Here is an 18,095-nt window from a genome sequence, read left to right as displayed (position 1 = left end):
CCAGACGGATGGCACTTTGATCGCAGCTCATACGCATTTTGAGCTGCGTTTTTTATGAGTAGGCTATCACTGCTTGTTGTATTTTTTATGACTAGATAAACCATACTTACCTGCATGTAACAAAGAACAGCGTTTATAATAGGGTTCATTTCCTCAATCAACCGCGCCTATGAAAATCCGCATTCTCACCATTGGTCAAAAAATGCCTGCTTGGGTGTTAACTGGATTTGAAGACTATTTCAAACGTATTCAGCCCTTTGTACAAACGCAAGTGATTGAGCTCCCAATGGCGAAGCGCGGCAAAAATGACTCTGAAGCAGATATTTTGAAATACTGTCAAATTGAAGGTGAAAGTATTCTAAATGCACTCAAATCCAATGAAACCTTGATTGCTTTAGAAGTAAATGGACATGAGCTGAGTACTGAAAAATTAGCTGATACGATGAAACAGTGGATGCTTGAAGGCAATGATATTGCGATTGCCATTGGTGGCCCTGATGGACATTCCGATGCGGTTCGCAAAGCTGCTGCTTGGCATTGGTCATTGTCAAAACTGACCATGCCGCATCCAATGGTTCGTATTCTGCTGATTGAGCAGCTCTATCGTGCCATGAGCATTAACCACAATCATCCTTATCATCGGGCTTAAAGTCGTTCTGATTCTAGAACAATATGTTGAATTTTAAGGGCTATCACTGCGCGACTGAATTTGTCAGGATAATGGTGTATTCCCTTTCAGGTGTTTATTTATGGATCTGCAAACCTTACCCGGATTATTTATTTCTCATGGTTCGCCCATGCTGGCACTTGATCCAGAACAAGTGGGTCCTGCATTACATCGCCTGAGCAGTAACTTACCTAAACCACAAGCCATTGTGGTGATGTCAGCACATTGGGAAAGTCAGGCCTTGGAAGTCAATACTTCAACACGCCCAGAAACATGGCACGATTTCCGTGGCTTTCCACCTGAACTCTACAATATTCGCTATCCCGCGGCGGGTGCCCCAAAACTGGCAGAAGAAATCCTCTCACGCTTTGCAGCGGCTGGTATATCTGCTCATGCCAATAGTACCCGTCCACGTGATCATGGGGTCTGGATGCCACTGTTGCATATGTACCCAGATGCAGATATCCCTGTGATTGAGATTTCACTCCCCCTTTATATGAGTGCTGATGAGATTTACCAGATTGGAGAAGTGCTCTCACCATTACGAGAGCAACAAATTCTGTTGATCGGTTCAGGCAGTATTACTCACAATTTGGCTGAGTTGTCATGGCATGCTGATGCCGGCGTCCCCGCATGGGCCAGTACTTTCCGTAATACAGTGGTCAGTAAACTCAGTCATCAAGATTACGATGCGGTACTAGATTGGCCATCGTTACCTTATATTGAGCGTAATCACCCAAGCCTTGAACATCTTGCACCGCTATTCTTTGCAATGGGTACAGGTCGTCGTTTCAACATTGTACATAGCAGCTTCTCGATGGGTTCGTTGGGAATGGATATTTATCGTTTTGATTAAATTACCAACTACATCACACAATTATAAAATAGGCTTGAACCAAATAATGGCAAGCCTATAAATCTTCTATATTTTTCAAAAATTTTACAAATAGAAACATTTAACGAACTTAACTCCTAAACGGATACCATGTTCTCTTTTTAAGAATACTTTAAGCTTATGTCTGTTATTTACTTATCGTTGTTTTGAATATGAAAATCAAATATTTAGTTCTTGCATTACTTCCGCTCTCTTTAATGGCGTGCCAAACTGTGCAAAATGTGACTGATAATGTAATTTCTCAAATTAATACAACTGCTGCAAAAAACCTAACTGAATATAATTGGACTTACCAAGGTTCTAAGGCATCTAAACCATTAGTTTTATCTTTTAACGCTGACCAAAAACTTGCAATCCAAACAGGTTGTAATAACCAAGGCGGTACTTGGGCAGTTGAAGGCAACAAGATTGTAACTTCTCCGCTTGTATCGACGATGATGGCTTGTGCTGATGATTTAATGCAACAAGAGCGTTTATCTGCTGACATCTTCAGCGAGAAAAAAGTACCATTTGAAATCAGCACAGCGAATGGCCAAGCCATCTTGACTGTGACTGATAGTAAAGGTCAAAAACATGTATTTACAGGTGCAAAAGTGGCGAATAGCAACGTGTTAACCAACTACACTTGGTCATATCAACCTGCTGATACCAAACGTCCAATCGTATTAAGCTTCTTAGCCAATGATCGTTTATCTGTAGACACAGGTTGTAACCGCTTAAATACCTCATGGAAAATTGAAAATGGTTTGATCGCGACAGGCGACGGTGCATCAACCATGATGGCATGTGAACCAGCATTGATGGCGCAAGAAAAATTCGCGGGTGATCTACTACAAAAACGTCAAATCGCGTTTGAAGTAAATGTCACGAATCCAGAGCAACCAACATTGGTGATCGCGGATGCGAAAGGTCAAAAACATACCTTCGTTGGTACAATGACCCCAGAAGCGAAATACCAGTCTGAAGGTAAAACCGTTTTCTTGGAAATTTCACCAGAAACTAAGTCTTGCACAGGTGTTGCACCACAAACTTGTATGCAAGTTCGTGAAATCAAATATGATGACAAAGGTGTAAAAACTTACGCAGATAAAAACTGGTCATTGTACTACGGTCAAATCGAAGGTTTTGAGCACAACCCACAACAACGTGTGATTGTACGTGTTAAACGTTTTGACATTAAAAACCCTGCTGCTGACCAATCAAGCATTGCAGACGTACTTGATATGGTTGTTGAGCAAGAGATTGTGAAAAAACCATAATTTCATTTAGAAATAAAAAATCCGATGTGTTGTCATCGGATTTTTTATGGGAATTCCCTCTTTAATAAAGAGGAAATTCATGAGATTTTTAATAAATACCCTGCGCCAGAATGGCATCGGCAACTTTTACAAAACCAGCAATATTTGCCCCATCCACATAATTAATCGAGCCATCTTCCTGCGTTCCATACTTCACACAGTTACGGTGAATCTCTTTCATAATTGCATGAAGACGTTCATCCACTTGTTCAAATGACCAGCCCAAACGATTGGCATTTTGCGACATTTCCAGACCAGAGGTTGCCACCCCACCCGCATTGGACGCTTTACCTGGTGCATATAGAATTTTCGCTGCAACAAATTTTTCAACTGCTTCAAGTGTTGAAGGCATATTAGCCCCCTCTGCGACGCAGATCACCCCATTCGCCAATAGCGTTACAGCATCTTCAGCATTGAGCTCATTTTGCGTTGCGCAAGGCAGTGCAATATCCACAGGAATATGCCATGGCGTTTGACCTTCGAAATATTCAAAACCATGCTTTGATGCAAATTCTGACATTCGGCCACGTTTGACATTTTTCAGCTCCATCACTTCATCAAGCAATGCTTTACTAAAGCCATTTTTTAAATAGACCGTACCATTCGAATCCGATAAGGTCACCACTTTAGCACCTAAAAACATGGCCTTTTCTGCAGCATATTGCGCCACATTGCCTGAACCTGAAATCGATACGGTTTTATTGGCAAAACTATCGCCACGCGTTTTCAGCATTTCCTCTGCAAAATACACTGTGCCATAGCCTGTTGCTTCAGGACGGGCCAATGAACCGCCAAATGAAATCCCTTTACCTGTAAATACGCAAGATGTGTCATTACTTAACTTCTTCATCATACCGGTCATATAGCCAACTTCACGACCACCGACCCCAATATCCCCTGCTGGAATATCAGTATTCGAACCGAGATGACGATACAGCTCCAGCATCAAAGCTTGGCAGAAGCGCATGATTTCTGCTTCTGATTTACCTTTCGGGTCAAAATCCGAACCACCTTTGCCACCACCCATTGGCAGAGTAGTTAATGCGTTTTTAAAGGTTTGTTCAAAGCCTAAAAACTTTAAAATGGACAAATTCACAGAAGGATGAAAACGCATTCCGCCTTTGTATGGACCAATTGCAGAGTTGTATTGAACGCGGAAACCACGGTTGACATGAGTCTGCCCTTGGTCATCCATCCATGAGACACGGAACTGAATAGCACGCTCTGGTTCAATCAGTCTTTCCAGCAAGCCATATTGTGCATATTTAGGATTCTTTTGAATGAATGGCCACAAGCTGGTCATCACTTCTTCGACCGCTTGTAAAAATTCAGGTTGATATGGATCTCTAGCTTTAACATAATCCAGAAAGTCATTTAAGCTATCGTATTTCAACATTCACCCCCGAGTCTATGGTTTATCTTGGTGCGAAAAATGCACCAAAATAGAATTTTGCATCTATTAAATACAGATTACTATTTCATCACAATATTATTTTTATACTTAACTTTTTTTATCAATCAAAATCATAACTTTAAGTCAAAAAATGTTCGTTATTTATATAATAAATACAAGTGAAATCATCCGAATGAATAACAGAACTTCATTTCAAAGTAGGAAAATAGACCAATTTACAGACAGAAATGCACTAAAAAATTTCATCATTAGCACCATTTTTAAGCATAAAAACACCCGAGTAATTTACATCTTTTGAGATTGCTTAGCCGCGTTAAAGCTTTATTTGCTATACTAAGCTCCCTGTTTTTTGCTTCACTCTCGATACATGTCCCCAACTGCACAACACGCGCTTATTGTCCAAATCGACCAACTGTTACCACAAACGCAATGTGGTTTATGTGGGCATCGTGACGGCTGCTTACCTTATGCAAAATCGATTGCAGAAGGTGAAGAGGCAAATAAATGTGTGCCTGGTGGGCAACCTGTTGCCGATGCATTGGCGACCTTATTAGATCGACCACAACTCACTGCCGAAGCTAGTGTTTGGGAGATTCAACGTGATGGCCGACCACAACGCATCAAAGCAGTGATTCGAGAAGATGAGTGCATTGGCTGTACCAAATGTATTAGTGCCTGCCCTGTCGATGCGATTATTGGTAGTGGTAAGTTAATGCACAGCATTTTGACTGACCTGTGTACGGGTTGTGAGTTATGTATTCCACCTTGCCCTGTCGATTGTATTGATCTAGTAGCAGATATCCAACCTTTACCTACGGCAGCACAACGTACAGCTGAACAGGATGATTTAAGACATCGTTATTACGCCCATATTCAACGTGAAGAAAAACGTCGCTTGAGCCGTAAAGGCCCTATTGTGCGCGCTGAAATTGATGTAGAGTTCTTTGCTCAATTTTCACAATCACAAAACAACGTCCCTGTGATTACCCTGACAGACAAAGCCAAAGACAGCCCTACACTCGATGCTAAAACTACGATTGAGCTTGCCAAGCTACGTACACAAATCAAAAAGCTCGAAAAGCAACTTAGTGTCCGTGCTGATGAATCCAAACAAGCGCAGTTAGTTGCTTTACAACAACGTTTAAATGAATTGCAGGACATCTAAATGCCCGTAAAGAATATGACCAAAAAGCAGATTCAGACTTTTTTTGAACGTTTGCGTGACCAAAGGCCGAGTCCCCAGACCGAGCTAAACTACTCCTCTCCTTTTGAACTCCTTATTGCCGTGTTGCTTTCTGCTCAAGCAACCGATGTCAGCGTGAATAAAGCCACCGATAAACTCTATCCTATTGCCAATACCGCTCAAGCTATTTTAGATCTTGGAATTGATGGTTTAAAATCATATATCAAGACCATTGGCTTATATAATTCTAAAGCTGAAAACGTGATTAAAACCTGCCGAATTTTGGTAGATCAATATCAAGGTCAAATTCCAGAAACACGTAAAGAACTGGAAGCCCTCCCCGGTGTTGGGCGTAAAACGGCGAACGTGGTACTCAATACGGCCTTTGGTCAACCCACCATGGCCGTCGACACCCATATTTTCCGTGTCGGTAATCGTACGGGTCTTGCGGTTGGAAAGAATGTTCTAGAAGTAGAAGATCGTCTGATTAAAGTGATTCCAAAAGAATTTATAATTGATGCCCATCACTGGCTGATCTTGCATGGACGTTATTGCTGTATTGCGCGTAAACCGAAGTGTGGTGAATGTATCGTTTCCGATGTCTGCAACTGGCCTGACCGATTTGAATTTGGTGCCAATAAAGCGATTGCAATAAAAAACCTCAGTTAATCCTGAGGTTTTTTTTGCTGTTGCAGTTTTGGATGCAGTTGGCGTGCTTTGCCATTTTTTCTATTTTCCAAGGCCTGTTGTTGTTGCACATGGCGCAGCATTTTTTGACTTTGGTACAAAAGAAATAACAGTAAAACGATGCTGCATATTACAACTAAAATCAAAACAACTTTTAGTAGCATAAGCCTTCTCCAAATAAAAAGAGCTCTACATTCAGAGCCCTTTTAAAATCAGCAACTTAAATTATTTATCTAAGATTGCGAATAAATCAGCTTGAACGTTTTCAATCGCGCGTAAACCATCTAGCTTGTCATAGGTCGGGGCATTTTCACCAGAAGCAGCACGACCTTGATAGAAGCCAACCAATTGCTCAGTTTCGCTATGGTAAGAACCAAGACGCTTACGAATCGTTTCTTCTTGGTCATCTGGACGTTGCACAAGGTCTTCACCTGTTTCATCATCTTTACCTTCCACTTTTGGTGGGTTGTAAACGATATGATAAACACGGCCCGATGCAGGGTGTTGACGACGACCAGAAAGACGTTGCACGATTTCTTCGTCAGGTACAGCAATCTCAATCACGTGATCAATGCTAATTCCTGCTGTTTCTAATGCTTCAGCTTGTGGAATTGTGCGTGGGAAACCGTCAAAGATACAACCATTTTCACAGTCAGGCTGAGCAATACGTTCTTTAACCAAGCCAATAATCAGCTCATCAGAGACTAAACCACCTGACTCCATGACGCTTTTCGCTTTTAAGCCAAGTTCAGTACCTTCACGAATTGCAGCACGGAGCATATCACCGGTTGAAATTTGTGGGATATTGTAGCGCTTACAGATCAACTGAGCTTGAGTACCTTTGCCTGCCCCAGGTGGTCCGAGTAAAATAATGCGCATAAAAGAACATCCTCATTTAAAAACAATAAATCTTAAATTGAGCAATATCATACAGACTTATCACTCAACCAACATCAAATTAATTATAAGAAAGCAACAAATAAGTGAATTAAACCAGCAAAGAAACCAGTTACTCCACCCAGTACAATCAAGATCCACTCATCTTCTTGGAACGCAGGACGCAATAGGTTCTGGAACTCTTTCGGTGTTAGTTCACGGATGCGGTCTCTAAACATTTGAAAGATCTTCTGCGCGCGACTTGCATTCAAAGCTGGGTCACATACTGGTCCCATGGTAATTTCAATTGAGCGATCAATCAAGTCGGTCTTGAGTCTAGCATACTCTCTTGGCCCTAATGAAAGCTGCAATGAGGTTCTGACCAATGGGGTTTCCATGATTTCATTGATATGACGCTTGACAATACGACGGGTTTTGTCTTTTTTACTGCCATACATCATTTCGGTCATGATCGATTTCAAGGTAATTAAATCTTCAGTTACCACACTGGCAAACACATCCGAAACCTCTTCCTGACGCTTCATAAATGCGCCTTGGACATTATAGGTTCCAATCTTCAACACTGGCACAATCCAAGGAAATTTACGGTCTTTGGTCAAGCGAAAAATCTGTGGATAGCGGATATAGTGCGGTTCAATTGGGTTAAACACCATCCAGATTGCAATCCAGTTGGTTAAAAAGCCCCAAATGGCAGCCCAGAATGGAACCGTCCAATGCCAAGGCACCACAAACCATACGATCATCTGGAAAATACCAAAGAACATCCCGATCAAGGCACTGATATGCCAGATGAAGTTAATTTCTTTTTGACCCACTTTCAGGAACATGCGCACCATCAAGCGGCGATCACCTTCCATTTGGCTGACCACCATTTCACGCATGTCCACCAGTGACTCAACATTCATGGTCAGCTCAGTCACAAGTTCCCTTAAGGTATTTGGCAACTGTTTATGTGCTTGTGCATAGATACGGCGTTTAATCGAATAAGGTAGGTTTTCCCAGAGCACCGCATTACGATCAATCATCACTTCATCAATCAGATGCTCAAGCTCAAAACCGACTTGTTCACCGATGATCATCGCCATATCTTCGGGATCCATTGCCTCTAAAAACTCACGCAATGAACCCAGTTTAGATAAGGTGTTATCGGTAATGATGCCTGAAATACGTCCAGCTTTACGTGGCACAATCCCTTGCCAACCGACAGGTAATGGTCCTAAATGGAATCCCCAAAAGTTAATTGGGTAAAATACCATTTTCAATGCCATCCACACGTGTGCCCATGTTACAAAGGCGGTCACAGGGATGATACTCAAGACTGCCAGATGGTCAGGTCGATTTAGAAAAATCTGCCACAATTCATTGACGTAATCAAACATGCATGACTCTCTGAATTATTGATACATGATGGCCTATAAAAGGATAAACGTTAATTTCCTCTTATAAACCAAAACTTAAGGTATAAGAAAACTGAAGGACAGGTTCTGATTTTTTCACAGTATTGCCATTACCATCTTCTATTTTCTCACGCACCCCTGCGCCCACACTGAACGTACTAATACGTTCATTATTTAGCCAAACATAAGCAAGATCAGCTCCCACACCCAAGTTGCCCTTTTGCTTGCCACCATAATTTCTGCTGTCCAAATGTCCCGCATAGACACCCAGGTAATAACCATTTTTATCGGTACCGGTTAAGTAATATGGATAACGGAATCCAACTTGCCCACCAGGTTCATTGTCATCATTTAAAAATGCACCCGCTTTGGCATAGGCAATACCATAAGGATTTACCCATTCAAGGTTGGCATGTAATAATTTTTTGGTAAAACCTGCACCTACATTCCATGTTGAAACGTTTGCATCTTTTAATTTAGGCTCAGGCTTAAATGGATTGTCATCCGCATGACTTAAGCCCGTAAGTGTTAAAACCGATAATAAAAGGCAAATTTTTCTCATTATTTTCTCCATTTTCCCTAAGAGTGTATTGGAAAATCCTATTTCAAACTGATTGTGACTTTAACAGAATTATTTTGCTTCTAATATACAAGACCATACAATTTTAATGTCTGCAAAGTCAAAAGCTGTCGCAGCATCATTTGCATGATTTGTTGAAAATTCTACAGTATGATCATGCAACTTACGTTAAAATGCGTAGCCTTTATATTCTCTCCATTTTGTAATTAAGTCGACACCCTATGAAACAGCACTTTCCTTTAAAAAATATGCAACAAGAAAAGCGCATTTATAAGGGTCGTATCTTTTTTGCAATCTTTGTTGTGGCGATTTTTCTACTTTTATTGATCTGTCGTTATGCATATTTACAGATTGTTCATTACGATGACTTTACAACGGCCTCAGACAAAAACCGAATTCGTTTACAACCCTTAGCACCCGCACGTGGATATATTTACGATCGAAACGGCGTGCTATTGGCAGATAACTATCCGGTGTTCACCGCAACACTGAGTCGTGCCGATGTCAGTGATATTGATGACACCATTACCCGCATAACTCCAATCCTGGGCTTGACCCAAGAAGATGTTGACCGCTTTAAAAGCCGTGTCAAAACTGCACGTAAAACCGAACGCCTTGCAATCAAATTGAATTTGACCGAAGCGGACATTGCCAAATTCAGTGAAGTGAAATACGCCTTCCCTGGAGTCAAAATTGAAACTCAAATGACCCGCTATTATCCACATGGCGAATTGTTTGCGCATGTGATTGGTTATGTTGGGCGTATCAATGATAAAGAACTCAAATCGATTGATAAGGATTTATATGCAGGAACCAACCTGATTGGTAAAATTGGGGTTGAAAAAAGCTATGAAGACCTGTTGCATGGTATTCCTGGTTATGAATCTGTCGAGGCCGATGCCCACGGCAATGTACTGCGTAATTTAGGTCGCCAAAATCCAGCACGTGGTAATGATCTGTATTTATCCCTTGATTATGGTCTGCAAACCATTGCGGCAAAGCAATTGGCAGATCGCCGTGGTGCAATTGTAGCCATGGACCCACGTACAGGTGAAATCCTAGCACTGGTGTCTAGTCCAAGCTTTAATCCAAACCTCTTCGTGACAGGCATTAGTTCTAAAGATTATAGCGGACTGCGCGACAATCTTGATCAACCCCTCTACAACCGTGCGGTTCAAGGGGCTTATCCACCAGGCTCAACCATTAAACCGATGTTTGGTTTAGGTGGTATTCATTATGGTCTGGTCGACTGGAGTACCGCCATTTCCGATCCAGGTTATTTCTCATTGCCTGGTGACAGCCACCGCTTCCGCGACCATAAAAAAAGTGGTCATGGTTCAGTGAACATGCATAAAGCACAAATTGTGTCCTGCGATACTTATTTCTATGTACTGTCCTATCGCATGGGCATTGAGAAAATGAATGACTGGATGCGTCAGTTTGGCTTTGGTGAAAAAACCGGCGTCGATTTACCAAGTGAAAGCACAGGACTCTACCCAAGCCCAGAATGGAAAATGCGTACCCGCAAATCCAAATGGCTAAAAGGCGAAACCATTTCAGTCAGTATTGGGCAAGGGGCTTTTACCTCGACACCGTTACAACTGGCAATGGCAACAGCAATTACTGCGAATAAAGGTTCACATGTCACACCGCATGTACTTAGAGAAACCAAAGGCGCCAAAAAATTTAGTGTCCACAATGCACCTGATGGCAAAATTAACTTCAATGGCACAGAACAAGACTGGATCAACATGCATGCTGCTATGGTGGATGTAATTCAATCTGGTACAGGTCGGGGCATTAAAGGTGGTTTGCAATATTCAATTGCAGGTAAAACAGGAACAGCCCAAGTCAAAAGTATTGCTCAAGGTAAACGTTATAACGAAGCAGCACTTTCATCTCGACAATGGGACCATGGATTATTCGTTGGTTTCGCGCCTGCCGATAATCCTGAAATTGCCATTGCCGTGGTTTGGGAAAATGGTAAACATGGTGGTTCTGCGGCTCAGTTGGCACGTCCAATCTTTGACTATTGGCTAGTGACCCGTAAAAAGAATCCACTCCGCCCAGCCAGCCATCAAGTCAGTGGAGGCTTAATGACCGCAGGTATTAAGCCTGGCGAGCTACCAAGCAGCAGTGTTGCAACCACGGCAACACAGAATAGCCAAGCGGCGTCTACACCAGTCGCTTCATCCGCTCCAGCTTCTACCCCTGTCGCGCCAGCAACAGTTGCTCAACCAACAGATGGTGTGACCGAATAATGAAAAACCAATTACGTATTATTGGGGGTGAATGGAAACGCCGTACTTTACCTTTTGCCAGTATTGATGGTTTACGTCCAACGCCAGATCGTGTCCGTGAAACTTTATTCAACTGGTTGATGTGGGACATTCAAAATGCACAGGTTTTAGACCTTTGCACTGGCTCAGGTGCATTAGGATTTGAAGCGCTTTCTCGTGGGGCAGCCAAGGTGGTCATGATTGAACCGAATCCAATACAAGCCAAAGTCTTAAAAGACAATATTCAACTGTTAAAAGCGGAAAATTGTCAGCTACATATTGCAACAGCTCAGCAAACTTTAAAAAAATTAAACTCAAGTTTTGATGTGGTATTTCTTGATCCACCCTATAGTCTAGATTTATGGCAAGAGTTGGCTGAACTTGCTGACCCAATGATTGTAAATCATGCTTATATTTATGTAGAAGCAGATCGAGATTTAGCTCAACTCATCCTACCGCCGACTTGGCAGAAAATAAAAGAAACCAAGGCGGGTATGGTCAGAGCAGGTTTATATCAAAAAGGCAATTAAAAAATTCGTAACCAGAAGAATCGAATCAATTGACCTCGGTCAAAGGGAAAGCTGGAAAGATATTCATAACCAATTCGATTGGTCTGGTTCAACTGATACATCATGCCATAACCAACTGAAATCGAAAAATCATCCAGTGACAGGCTAGTGGTATCGCCTGTCAGCATCTTATGGTTAAACTGATTGGTTTGATAAGCCGTATAGTTATAGACACGCCAACGTTCATTTTGAAAAAATTGGTTATGTAAAACTGAATAGGCTGTTTTCATTTCAGGATAAGCAGCATCAAACATCTGCTCGGTATCTTCGCTCGGCTCTGTAAAAAAATCATAGTCATCCGCATAAGCTCCAGCAGAGAGACCAATCAAAAAACAGAATAAGAAAATGTACTTAATTCGCATAACCAGATGTGCTGATGAAGCCCTGCTTTAGCATACCGCTAAAAATCATTTTTTATCAATCAATTGAATGTTTTTATCTACTATTTACAAACTGCTGTTTAAAATAGCCGCTCCATACGGCGACCGTTTGGAATGATATGAGGACTCTCCCCTTCAAAACTCGTTTCCTTGATCACCTGCAACGCTATAAATTATAGGGTACACAGGCATCAACAATCACACAGCCGCGCTTTTCTTATTTTCATTTTACATCCAGTCTATTTAATTTTTGTGCAATTAGATATGCAGAGTAAAAAAAGATTAAATTTTATCGTGTTAGACATAAATAATTAATTTATAAAATTCACCTTATATACAATAATAGCACCTTTAAAATTCTACTTTATCGATCATGAAGCTTTTGTTCCTGCTCATTGCCACCGTGAGCTTATCAGGTTGTCTTTTTGGAAAATCTAGCGAGCTAAAACGCGCTGAGAAACTTTTACAAGGTTTTCAATGTCTTAACATTGAATCCAGTGAGTTAGCAACGTCTTCTATTTCAAATTTTTATCAACAATCACTGGCAGCGAATAAAGACAAAGCAACATCTTATATTGAACAATATAAAAATGGTGAAGATCTCTTTGACATTCCGCTCGATGAAGTTGTACAACAAAAATATCAATTATATAAACAAGCATGTCAGGCACTTGGTGGCGTCTCTACAACCAAAGAAACAATCGCAGTAAAGACCGCGGAGTAACAGCAATAAAACTTGCCTGACTGTATTTAGGATACAGTATGATCGAACAACAACTGAGTTTAAAACATTATATTGCATTGGCGATTGTACTTCTGGTGGTTGCAATCGCAAGTATTCAGCCGCTTGAGTTTGAGGCTTATTTACTACACCAAGCGGGTACCGTCTTGATGCTGATCGCCCTCATCGTCACGATGAAAAAGATTGGTATCAGTTTTTATAGTTTTTGCCTCTATCTGGGCTTTCTTCTAATCCATATTTTAGGGGCGCACTACCTTTATTCTTATGTGCCTTATAACGAGTGGATTGAAAATCTGTTCCACTTTGACTTAAATCAAACCATGGGTTGGTCGCGTAATATGTATGACCGACTGGTGCATTTTGCTTATGGTCTATTGCTCTATCCTTTTTTCTATCGCTGTTTTCAAGTCTGGTTACCAACTGCCAAACCTTTGACCCTATTTTTGCTGGTTATCCAATTTGTCATGGCATCGAGCATGTTCTATGAACTGATCGAATGGTGGATCGCCATTGGTTTATCTCCTGAGGATGCTGAAAACTATAATGGCCAACAGGGCGACATTTGGGATGCGCATAAGGATATGTTCCTGGCGACCATCGGAGCAATACTGATTGGGATCATTCAACTGCTCAAACAAAAAACGCCTATGCAAAAATAGGCGCTGTTCTCAATATAAATACCAATCAGATAATAGAATGTTGCAGTGCCGCAAGCTGATCTAAAGGATCGGCTTTAATGGTCTGAGCATAATCCAGATGGGTTACATCAGCGTTTCCAGAATGACTGATTGTCGCAGATGGGTTTTGCCCTAAAAGTAATTGGTTTAAAACCTCATCCAACTGATTTGATACTGGTTCAGAAGAAGACAACAAGGTATTTAGACTCGGTTTCTCAATATTGTTTGATTCAGACACAGGTTCAGCGTGTTGGGTTTGTAAGGCACCCAAATCAATCGTATCGGCCAAAGAGGCTTTCACCACAGGTGCGACCACATTAAAACTAAATGCATCACTCGCTTCACTAATATTCCCTGCTGCATCAGTCAAGGTTAAGGTGATTTTATGTGGCCCTAGACTCAAATCCTGCTTGACTTCAAAACTCCATCTGCCATTATCCCCGACTGTTACCGTACCAATCGGTTGACCATTGTCATAAATCGTCAGAACTGTTTTTGCTTCGCCCACACCAGCCAAAGTCGGTTTGCTATCATCGGTATCACCTCCCGCTGCGATCGCACCTTTTACCACACCAACATCATCCATCACAGTTTGCAAAACCGGTTTATTCGGCGCAATGGTATCTTTTGTCCCAACCACATCGACTGCATCGGAACGGTTCCCTGCTGCATCAATAATATAGACTTTCCCTACATTTTTATCGGTTAAAGCCGATGATAGAGTAATGCTAAATTTTCCATCCGCACCAACAGTACCTGAACCATACAGTGTTTTCCCATCCGCACTTCTAATTTCAATTTTACTATTCGCTTCCGCCGTACCTGTCACTGAATCACCTGCGGTATTGATTTCAGCAACAGCTTTATCTGGTGCGATGGTGTCTTTTCCAGCACTAATCTCAAGTGGCTTGGACTGGTTGCCTGCCGCATCTTCTACAATGATGGTTGCCTTTTTATCTGCAGCTAAGGCAGGTGAAAGTGTAATCTGAAATTTGCCTTGTGCATCTGTAATTCCACTACCAATGATTTTCCCATCCGCATCTTTGATCTGCACCTTGCTATTCGCCTCTGCTCGACCTTGAATAGATGAACCTTCCTTATTTACATCCACAAAAGGTTGATCTGGCGCTAAAGTATCTTTGCCTGCAACCACTTTAGAAGGTGTAGATTTATTTTCGGCTGCATCTTCAGCGACAACCGTCCCGCCTTTTTCACTGGTTAAAGGAGGTGAAACTTTAATTGAATACAGCCCTGCTTTATTTGCAATCACGCTACCCAATAGCGTGCCATTTGCATCATAAATTGAGACTTTGGCATTGGCTTCAGCCTTACCTGTCACAATCGTGCCATCTGCATTCAGTTGTGCCGTCGGGGCATCTGGTGCAATGGTATCTTTATTTCCTGTCACAACAGTGGCTTTAGACGTATTCCCCGAACCATCAATTGCAGTCACGCTGACCTTGCCACCATTCACCAAAGGTTGATCCAACTTAACCGTGTAATTTCCTTCGGCATCGGCTTGGGTCGTTGCAATCACTTTCCCAGCAGCATCCTTAATTTCGATTTTGGCCTTCGCTTCAGTTTTACCCGTAATCGTTTGTGTATCTGTACCCAAGCTCGCTGTTGGTGTCGCTGGTGGTGTTATATCAATCGGTTGATTGTCATTTTTATTCTTATCGTCATCATCATCTTTTACCGCTAACAAATACACACCTTCTGCCACTAAAGCAGCCAAACCGACTTTTAATAGTTGTGATTTACTAATTGCCGAATCATGATCCACATTTTGAGGTTGAGGAGCTGGTGTAGCTGCATCCGTATACGCAAATTGCGTCAGTGATGTTGCTAGGGTATAACGGACAAATTTCCCTGAATCATCAAATTCTGCGACCGCATAAGTCCCATCCTCTTTTGCAATTGCAAGGCTATGCTCTGTTAAGTTTTCATCACTATAAAAACCACTGACAATAATTTTTTCACCGTTTTTTAATGTAATGACAAGATCACTACCTTGTTTGATCATGGATTTAATATCGGCTTGATTCACACCAATCTGTACGATCGAAGGCTGGTCGAGCACCACACTTTTCAATTGCGCATCTTGTAGAACATTCGAATTTTTCTTTGAAAAAACGACGACTCTTGTCATTATTATGCTCACTTATCAATTATATTTTTAAATACTTTTTCGGTTAATGAATAATTAAGTAATTCATCTTGCAGTTAAAATATCAAATGATCGATAGTGCTACAATCTATTCGATCAAAAGTTTTGTCATGTTTGTTTAATTCACCAAATGTTCAAATCTAGCAACGGCTTTCCCCAAAATCTGCAGGATCAAGCATAAAAAACCAGCCCTATCGGCTGGTTTTTTTAATAGCGTATCTTAGTTCAAATACTTAAAATTTCGGGTCGCGCATTTGTACAATCGTACTATTTGCTTTTGCAAGACTATCGGTAATTTTACTGAGCACAGTCGGAATTAAACTTTCAGCCATTTGTGCTGCCTGTAATCCCAGTTTCTCACCAAAGGTCGGACGTTTACGAGTATTAATCACATAGATATCATGCTTTGGTAACAAGCTTAATAAATATTCATCTGAGGTTTGTAGCTTATCAACCAAGTTCAGTTCACGGGCATCTTCACCATACCAATGCTCGCCTGTTGCGACTTTAGCAACATCGAGTTGTGGGCGGTATTTTTCAACAAAGTGTTTAAATAAAGAATGGGTTTGCTGCAATTCTTCTTCAAACTTGGCCTTTCCTTCTGGCGTGTTTTCACCAAACATAGTCACGGTACGTTTATATTCCCCTGCGGTATACAGCTCAAAATCGACATTGTGCTGCTTTAATAAACGATTAAAGTTCGGTACTTGTGCAACCACGCCAATCGAGCCAACCACAGCAAACGGCGCAGAAATAATTTCATTGGCAATACATGCCATCATATAACCGCCACTTGCAGCAACTTTATCCACACAGATGGTGACATTAAAACCTGCATCACGTAAACGCACCAATTGCGCAGCTGCTAAACCATAGCCATGCACCATGCCACCTGGACTTTCTAAACGAACAACAACACGATCATGCCCTGCTTTAGCAGTCGCTAAGATCAGAGTAATTTCTTCACGAATGGTATCGACCGCAGAGGCTTGAACATCCCCTTTAAAGTCGAGGACATAAATTTTTTGATCATTCTTTTTACGAATTTTGGCTTCTTTCGCCAATTGTTGAACGAGTTGTAATAACTCCAAACGAGAAGCGGTGGTTTGCGCAATTCTTTTTCTTTGTTCATTCACACGCGCATTGAGATGACTAATACGAATTTCAGCAGGAAACTTAGGTAAATGGAATAACATGAAGTATGTGCTCTATAAGTTCGGCGTTATTGTTCTAAGATGTGGTCTGCTCAATAAAAATTCAATAGCGATTTTGCAAAATAGATTCATTTTCATTTATATAAACAACAAGAGCCCGCAGGCTCTTGTTTTATTAGATCGAAAAATTAACCAAAACGACCTGTGATATAGGCTTCAGTCAATTGATGATCAGGCTGAGTAAAGACTTTTTCAGTCGAGTTCACTTCAATCAAGTCACCCAAATGGAAGTAAGCTGTACGGTCAGAGACACGCGCCGCTTGCTGCATAGAGTGAGTGACGATTGCAATGGTGAATTGTTCTGACAATTCTGAAATCAATTCTTCAATTTTTGCGGTCGCAATTGGATCCAGTGCTGAACATGGCTCATCCATCAAGATCACTTCTGGGCTTACTGCAATGGTACGTGCAATACATAAACGCTGCTGCTGACCACCTGATAAACCTGTGCCTGGTTGACTCAAACGATCTTTGACTTCGTCCCATAAACCCGCTTTACGCAAACTGTTTTCAACAATTTCTTCTAGGTCATATTTATCACGTGCCAAACCATGTAATTTCGGGCCATAAGCAACGTTGTCAAAAATTGATTTTGGAAATGGGTTTGGCTTTTGGAATACCATGCCGACTTGTGCACGCAGCAACACCACATCAAGATTTGGATCGTAGATATCTTGATTATCTAAGGTCACTTTACCCGTCACACGACAGCTATCAATGGTGTCATTCATACGGTTTAAAGTCCGCAGGAATGTCGATTTACCACAACCCGATGGACCAATGAATGCGATCACTTCGTTCTGGTAAACATCAAGGTCAATTCCTTTGATTGCCTCAGTTTCACCATAGTAAACATGAACATCTTTGGTACTGATTTTCACTTCACTGGTTTTTGGCTTTTTATTTGAAGAAGCCGTTTCAAACTGAGAGACAAATGCAGTATTTGATTGCTGAACTTGCGCTTCAGATGACGTAAATTCTGTTTGCTGTGGATTCACTGATTTATCCTTTTCTACGGCGTTCATAATATCAATCGTATTCATTGTACT

The 18,095-nt window shown here is 41.4% G+C and carries 18 protein-coding genes; 9 read left to right on the top strand and 9 right to left on the bottom strand.

Annotation, left to right across the window (positions count from 1 at the left end; translation table 11 throughout):
- Nucleotides 1-169 precede the first annotated feature (169 nt).
- The 3 genes from rlmH (at nucleotide 170) to NDN13_RS19685 (ending at nucleotide 2,821) form a co-directional block, all read left to right on the top strand.
- Entirely contained in the window at nucleotides 170-649 is a 480-nt protein-coding gene (rlmH, locus tag NDN13_RS19695) for a 23S rRNA (pseudouridine(1915)-N(3))-methyltransferase RlmH (RefSeq protein WP_251116659.1), read from the top strand.
- Between the two features lie 100 nt (nucleotides 650-749).
- Nucleotides 750-1,523, top strand: coding sequence for a DODA-type extradiol aromatic ring-opening family dioxygenase (locus tag NDN13_RS19690; RefSeq protein ID WP_251116658.1), 774 nt, complete (start codon nucleotides 750-752; stop codon nucleotides 1,521-1,523).
- 191 nt (nucleotides 1,524-1,714) lie between these two features.
- Nucleotides 1,715-2,821, top strand: coding sequence for an META and DUF4377 domain-containing protein (locus NDN13_RS19685; RefSeq protein ID WP_251116657.1), 1,107 nt, complete (start codon nucleotides 1,715-1,717; stop codon nucleotides 2,819-2,821).
- Between the two features lie 88 nt (nucleotides 2,822-2,909).
- Here NDN13_RS19685 and gdhA read toward each other — a convergent pair whose 3' ends face one another.
- Nucleotides 2,910-4,256, bottom strand: coding sequence for an NADP-specific glutamate dehydrogenase (gdhA, locus tag NDN13_RS19680; protein WP_251116656.1), 1,347 nt, complete (start codon nucleotides 4,254-4,256; stop codon nucleotides 2,910-2,912).
- A gap of 385 nt (nucleotides 4,257-4,641) precedes the next feature.
- Here gdhA and NDN13_RS19675 point away from each other — a divergent pair, with 385 nt between their 5' ends.
- Together NDN13_RS19675 and nth are read left to right on the top strand one after the other, a co-directional pair.
- The gene (locus NDN13_RS19675) at nucleotides 4,642-5,439 is read left to right on the top strand and encodes an RnfABCDGE type electron transport complex subunit B (protein WP_251116655.1); all 798 of its coding nucleotides are present in this window, start codon (nucleotides 4,642-4,644) and stop codon (nucleotides 5,437-5,439) included.
- Complete coding sequence (gene nth / locus NDN13_RS19670; protein ID WP_251116654.1) at nucleotides 5,440-6,126, top strand: endonuclease III; 687 nt, start codon at nucleotides 5,440-5,442, stop codon at nucleotides 6,124-6,126.
- Here nth and NDN13_RS19665 read toward each other — a convergent pair.
- From NDN13_RS19665 to NDN13_RS19650, 4 genes are all read right to left on the bottom strand, one after another.
- Nucleotides 6,123-6,308, bottom strand: a complete 186-nt coding sequence (locus tag NDN13_RS19665; protein ID WP_251116653.1) for a hypothetical protein — start codon at nucleotides 6,306-6,308, stop codon at nucleotides 6,123-6,125. The genes nth and NDN13_RS19665 overlap by 4 nt on opposite strands.
- Nucleotides 6,309-6,369: 61 nt before the next feature.
- Nucleotides 6,370-7,023, bottom strand: a complete 654-nt coding sequence (gene adk / locus NDN13_RS19660; RefSeq protein WP_004801251.1) for an adenylate kinase — start codon at nucleotides 7,021-7,023, stop codon at nucleotides 6,370-6,372.
- Nucleotides 7,024-7,106: 83 nt separating this feature from the next.
- Nucleotides 7,107-8,420, bottom strand: a complete 1,314-nt coding sequence (locus NDN13_RS19655; protein ID WP_004652140.1) for a DUF445 domain-containing protein — start codon at nucleotides 8,418-8,420, stop codon at nucleotides 7,107-7,109.
- 61 nt (nucleotides 8,421-8,481) lie between these two features.
- Complete coding sequence (locus tag NDN13_RS19650; protein WP_251116652.1) at nucleotides 8,482-9,000, bottom strand: hypothetical protein; 519 nt, start codon at nucleotides 8,998-9,000, stop codon at nucleotides 8,482-8,484.
- Between the two features lie 239 nt (nucleotides 9,001-9,239).
- On the opposite strand from NDN13_RS19650, the gene mrdA reads away from it, so the two are divergent.
- Both mrdA and rsmD read left to right on the top strand, forming a co-directional pair.
- Nucleotides 9,240-11,279, top strand: a complete 2,040-nt coding sequence (gene mrdA, locus NDN13_RS19645; RefSeq protein WP_251116651.1) for a penicillin-binding protein 2 — start codon at nucleotides 9,240-9,242, stop codon at nucleotides 11,277-11,279.
- A complete protein-coding gene (gene rsmD / locus NDN13_RS19640) occupies nucleotides 11,279-11,827 on the top strand; it encodes a 16S rRNA (guanine(966)-N(2))-methyltransferase RsmD (protein WP_251116650.1) in 549 nt (182 codons plus the stop codon). Before mrdA ends, rsmD begins: the two co-directional genes overlap by 1 nt.
- On the opposite strand, the gene NDN13_RS19635 is transcribed toward rsmD, so the two are convergent.
- Nucleotides 11,824-12,228, bottom strand: a complete 405-nt coding sequence (locus NDN13_RS19635) for a hypothetical protein (RefSeq protein WP_251116649.1) — start codon at nucleotides 12,226-12,228, stop codon at nucleotides 11,824-11,826. The two genes, rsmD and NDN13_RS19635, sit on opposite strands and share 4 nt — an antisense overlap.
- Before the next feature lie 391 nt (nucleotides 12,229-12,619).
- On the opposite strand from NDN13_RS19635, the gene NDN13_RS19630 reads away from it, so the two are divergent.
- Entirely contained in the window at nucleotides 12,620-12,970 is a 351-nt protein-coding gene (locus NDN13_RS19630; protein ID WP_251116648.1) for a hypothetical protein, read from the top strand.
- A gap of 38 nt (nucleotides 12,971-13,008) precedes the next feature.
- Nucleotides 13,009-13,647, top strand: coding sequence for a DUF2238 domain-containing protein (locus NDN13_RS19625; protein ID WP_251116647.1), 639 nt, complete (start codon nucleotides 13,009-13,011; stop codon nucleotides 13,645-13,647).
- 25 nt (nucleotides 13,648-13,672) lie between these two features.
- Here the strand turns inward: NDN13_RS19625 and blp2 are convergent, their stop codons facing one another.
- From blp2 to pstB, 3 genes are all read right to left on the bottom strand, one after another.
- A complete protein-coding gene (gene blp2 / locus NDN13_RS19620) occupies nucleotides 13,673-15,814 on the bottom strand; it encodes an Ig-like repeat protein Blp2 (RefSeq protein WP_251116646.1) in 2,142 nt (713 codons plus the stop codon).
- Nucleotides 15,815-16,065: 251 nt separating this feature from the next.
- Nucleotides 16,066-17,028, bottom strand: coding sequence for a protease SohB (gene sohB / locus NDN13_RS19615; RefSeq protein WP_251116645.1), 963 nt, complete (start codon nucleotides 17,026-17,028; stop codon nucleotides 16,066-16,068).
- 146 nt (nucleotides 17,029-17,174) lie between these two features.
- Nucleotides 17,175-18,089 (bottom strand): phosphate ABC transporter ATP-binding protein PstB, encoded by a 915-nt coding sequence (gene pstB, locus NDN13_RS19610; RefSeq protein WP_065343367.1) that lies wholly within the window; start codon nucleotides 18,087-18,089, stop codon nucleotides 17,175-17,177.
- Nucleotides 18,090-18,095: the final 6 nt, after the last annotated feature.

It is taken from the genome of Acinetobacter sp. C32I (genome assembly GCF_023702715.1).
Classification (GTDB): domain Bacteria; phylum Pseudomonadota; class Gammaproteobacteria; order Pseudomonadales; family Moraxellaceae; genus Acinetobacter.
Note: the sequence above shows the minus strand (reverse complement) of the source record. Positions and strands in the feature narration are given on the sequence as shown.